This is a genomic window from Streptomyces sp. SID1328 (genome assembly GCF_009865595.1).
Classification (GTDB): domain Bacteria; phylum Actinomycetota; class Actinomycetes; order Streptomycetales; family Streptomycetaceae; genus Streptomyces; species Streptomyces griseoluteus.
In genome coordinates, this window is sequence record NZ_WWKH01001080.1 from 1 (window position 1) to 4,326 (window position 4,326).

Genomic DNA, 4,326 nt, shown 5'->3' on the forward strand with positions numbered 1-4,326 from the left:
GTCGCCGGGGCGGCCCTGCTGGCCGGGTCGGCGGCCCTGCGGTTCGGTGTGTTCCGGGCCGGGGTGGCCTCGGCCGAGGACCCGAAGTACACGGTCGTGCCGCAGCGGGAACGGCTGGGGAGGTAGTCATGGGCGTACGCACCTGGATCGACTCGTGGCCGGTCTACCGTCAGCTCACCGGTACGGACCCGCTCGGGCGGGGCGCGGCGGCCAAGAGCCCGCGCAGCGCGGGTCTGCGTCCCCGGGTGGCCACCGCCGACCGGGTGGTGAAGTCCGTCTGTCCGTACTGCGCGGTGGGCTGCGGCCAGAACGTCTATGTGGAGAACGGCGAGGTCACCCAGATCGAGGGCGACCCGGACTCCCCCATCTCCCGTGGCCGGCTGTGTCCCAAGGGCGCGGCCAGCCTCCAGTTGTGCACGGGGGACGCCCGCGAGCACCACGTCCTGTACCGGCGTCCGCACGGCACCGAGTGGGAGCGGCTGGACCTCGGCACGGCGATGGACATGATCGCCGACCGGGTGATCGCGGCCCGGCGCGCGGGCTGGCAGTGGGAGGCCGACGGGCGGCGCACCCGGCGGACGCTGGGCCTGGCGAGCCTGGGCGGGGCGACGCTGGACAACGAGGAGAACTACCTCATCAAGAAGCTGTTCACCGCCCTGGGAGCGATCCAGATCGAGAACCAGGCGCGTGTTTGACACTCCTCCACGGTTCCCAGTCTGGGAACCTCGTTCGGCCGCGGCGGCGCGACCACCTTCCAGCAGGACCTCCAGAACTCCGACTGCGTGGTCATCCAGGGCTCGAACATGGCCGAGTGCCATCCGGTCGGGTTCCAGTGGGTGATGGAGGCCAAGGCACGCGGGGCCAAGGTGATCCATGTCGACCCGCGCTTCACCCGCACCAGCGCGCTGGCGGACCTGCACGTGCCGCTGCGCGCGGGCTCGGACATCGCGTTCCTCGGCGGGATCGTCAACCATGTGCTGAGCGAGGACAAGTACTTCCGCGACTATGTGGTGGCCTACACCAACGCGCCGGTGATCCTGCGGGAGGACTTCCGCGACACCGAGGACCTGGACGGCGTCTTCTCCGGGCTGGACCCCGACCGCCGCACCTACGACCAGAGCACCTGGCAGTACGAGGGCACGGAGGTGCGTGCGCCGGCCGGGGAGCGCGACCGGGAGGAGAGCGGGGACAGCGGCTCGATGAGCGAGGCCGCGCGCGGCGAGTCGCACGGCTCGGGCGGTGCCGTGCTCGGTGAGGGCGAGCCCGAGCGGGACGAGACGCTCACCCATCCGCGCTGTGTCCTCCAGGTCCTCAAGCGGCACTACGCCCGCTACACGCCCGAGATGGTGGAGCGGGTCTGCGGGGTGCCGCAGGACACGTTCCGCAAGGTGTGCGAGCTGGTCACGGAGAACTCCGGGCGCGAGCGGACCACGGCGTTCGCCTACGCGGTCGGCTGGACCCAGCACACGGTGGGCGTGCAGTACATCCGTACCGCCGCCGTGCTGCAGAGCCTGCTGGGCAACATCGGCCGGCCCGGTGGCGGCATCCTCGCGCTGCGCGGGCACGCCTCCATCCAGGGCTCGACGGACATCCCGACCCTGTTCAACCTGCTGCCCGGATACATCCCGATGCCCCACGCCCTCCAGCGCCAGGACCTGGACGCCTTCGTGGCGACGGAGTCCGCCCACAAGGGCTACTGGGGCAACATGCGCTCCTACCTGGTCAGCCTGCTCAAGGCGTACTGGGGGGACGCGGCCACGCCGGAGAACGACTTCTGCTTCGACCACCTGCCTCGGCTGACCGGCTCCCACTCCACGTACGAGACCACGCTGGCGCAGTTGGACGGCACGTGCCGGGGTTACTTCCTGCTGGGCGAGAACCCCGCGGTGGGCAATGCCGACGCCAAGATGATGCGGCTGGGCATGGCCGCCCTGGAGTGGCTGGTGGTGCGGGACTTCTCGCTGATCGAGTCGGCCACCTGGTGGAAGGACGGTCCCGAGATCGAGACCGGGGAGCTGCGCACCGAGGACATCGGCACCGAGGTGTTCTTCCTCCCGGCCGCCGCGCACACCGAGAAGGCGGGCAGCTTCACCAACACCCAGCGGCTGCTCCAGTGGCACCACCAGGCGGTCGAGCCGCCCGGCGAGGCCCGCAGCGACCTGTGGTTCACCTATCACCTCGGCCGGCTGGTCCGGGAGAAACTCGCGGCGTCCACCGACGAGATGGACCGGCCGCTGCTGGACCTGGTCTGGGACTACCCGACCGGGGGCCCGCTCGCCGAACCGGACGCGGAGGCCGTGCTCGCCGAGATCAACGGCCGTGCGGCGGACGGCACTCCGCTCTCCTCGTACGAGCAGCTCGCGGACGACGGTTCGACCGCGTGCGGCTGCTGGATCTACTGCGGGGTGTACGCCGACGGCGTCAACCAGGCCGCTCGCCGCAAACCCGGCAGTGAGCAGAGCTGGGTGGCGCCCGAGTGGGCGTGGGCGTGGCCCGCCAACCGGCGCATCCTGTACAACCGCGCCTCGGCGGACCCCGACGGCCGGCCGTGGAGCGAGCGCAAGGCCCTGGTGTGGTGGGACCCGGACAAGGGCGAGGCCGGCGAGTGGAGCGGGCACGACGTGCCGGACTTCAAGAAGGACAAGGCGCCCGACCACGAGCCGCCCCCGGACGCCAAGGGACCGGATGCCCTCTCCGGCCGGGACCCGTTCATCATGCAGGCGGACGGAAAGGCATGGCTGTACGTGCCGGCCGGGCTGACGGACGGCCCGCTGCCCACGCACTACGAGCCGCAGGACTCGCCCGTGCCCAACCTGCTGTACGCGCAACAGCGCAACCCGGTACGCCACTTGCTGCCCTCGGTCCCGGACAACCGGTACCAGCCGAGCGGCGGCGCGCCCGGCACGGAGGTGTTCCCGTACGTGGCCACCACCTACCGGCTCACCGAGCATCACACGGCGGGCGGCATGTCCCGCTGGCTGCCGTACCTGGCCGAACTGCAGCCCGCCTTCTTCTGCGAGGTGTCACCCGAACTGGCCGACGAGCGCGGTCTGGAGCACCTGGGCTGGGCGACGATCGTCAGCGCGCGGGCCGTGATCGAGGCGCGGGTGCTGGTCACCGGGCGGATGGCTCCGCTGACCGTGAACGGACGCCCGCTGCACCAGGTGGGCCTGCCCTATCACTGGGGCCCGAACGGCTACAGCACCGGTGACGCGGCCAACGAGCTGCTGCATCTGTCCCTGGACCCGAACACCCACATCCAGGAGTCGAAGACGTTCGCCGTGGACATCCGGCCGGGCCGGCGTCCGCGCGGTCCGGCGTCGGTGGAGCTGGTGCGGGCCTACCGGGCGCGGGCGGGCATCGACGCGGAGACCGGTACGGAGCTCTGACCCAGGGCCGGGGAAGGTCAGCCCACGTACCTGCGGGCGGTGGAGCCCCGGCGGGCCCGCTGGAGGGTGCTCAGCCGGCGTTCCAGGTCGGGCGGGACGGGGTCGCGCTGCCGGAGCACCCAGGGCACCCCGGCCAGCGCCCGGCCGACGGCGCGGAGCGAGGCGGCGTCCCTGGGCACCGTGGCCAGCAGGGCGCCGGTGCGCAACAGCGCGGGCAGCAGGGGGCGCCGCAGCCAGGTGAACCACAGGGTGTTGCGCAGCCCGAGGACCCGGCGCTCGGTGCTGTCCCGGCGTACGGACGCCTCGTGATGAGCGGTCATGTCGTCCAGGTAGCTGAGCCACCAGCCCTGGCGCTGGAGGTCGGTGGCGAGCAGCTCCTCCTCGCCGCCGAGCCACAGGCCCGGATGGAAGCCGCCCGCGCCCCGGAAGGCGTCGGCGCGCAGCACGGTGGCGGCCGCGAGGAACGAGCCCAGGGCCGGGCCGGGCAGCCAGTCGGGGCCGGTGAGCGGCGAGTCCCGCAGCTCCGCCGTGACCGGGTCCTCCGCGCCGGAGGGTTCCATGACGATGCGGGCGGTGACCGCGGCGAGCCCCGGCCGGGCGTCGAGCGCGTCCGCGGCCCGGCGCAGACTGCCGGGCTCCCACCAGGAGTCGTCGTCGCAGAAGGCGATGTAGGGGGTGCGGACCTGGCGCACCGCGAGGTTGCGGCCGACGGCGCCCAGGTTGCGGCCGGGCTCCAGCAGCCGCGTGGCGGGGAAGTCCCGGCGGACCGCCTCGGCCGTGCCGTCGGCCGAGCCGTTGTCGGTGACGATCACCTCGGGCGCCTCCGGCAGCTTCGCCAACTCGCCGAGCGTGCGCAGCAGTTCGTCCCGCCGGTTGCGGGTGATGACCACCACGGTCGTGCGGGTGTCCGGTCCTGCTGTGGTCATGCGGGTCCCTC

At 72.4% G+C, this 4,326-nt stretch carries 2 protein-coding genes and 1 pseudogene; 2 read left to right on the plus strand and 1 reads right to left on the minus strand.

Annotated features, from left to right (window positions below; translation table 11 throughout):
• Both GT030_RS34975 and fdh read left to right on the plus strand, forming a co-directional pair.
• A pseudogene (locus GT030_RS34975) lies at positions 1 to 126 on the plus strand (polysulfide reductase); the annotation flags it as partial.
• A gap of 2 nt (positions 127 to 128) precedes the next feature.
• Entirely contained in the window at positions 129 to 3,389 is a 3,261-nt protein-coding gene (gene fdh, locus GT030_RS34985; protein WP_237523034.1) for a formate dehydrogenase, read from the plus strand.
• 17 nt (positions 3,390 to 3,406) lie between these two features.
• Here fdh and GT030_RS34990 read toward each other — a convergent pair whose 3' ends face one another.
• Positions 3,407 to 4,315 (minus strand): glycosyltransferase, encoded by a 909-nt coding sequence (locus GT030_RS34990; RefSeq protein WP_161204511.1) that lies wholly within the window; start codon positions 4,313 to 4,315, stop codon positions 3,407 to 3,409.
• Between the last annotated feature and the right edge of the window lie 11 nt (positions 4,316 to 4,326).

Bases quoted from the DNA above. Each gene is read 5' to 3' on its own strand.
- GT030_RS34990 (WP_161204511.1), bottom strand. From the start codon at position 4,315: ATGACCACAGCAGGACCGGACACCCGCACGACCGTGGTGGTCATCACC.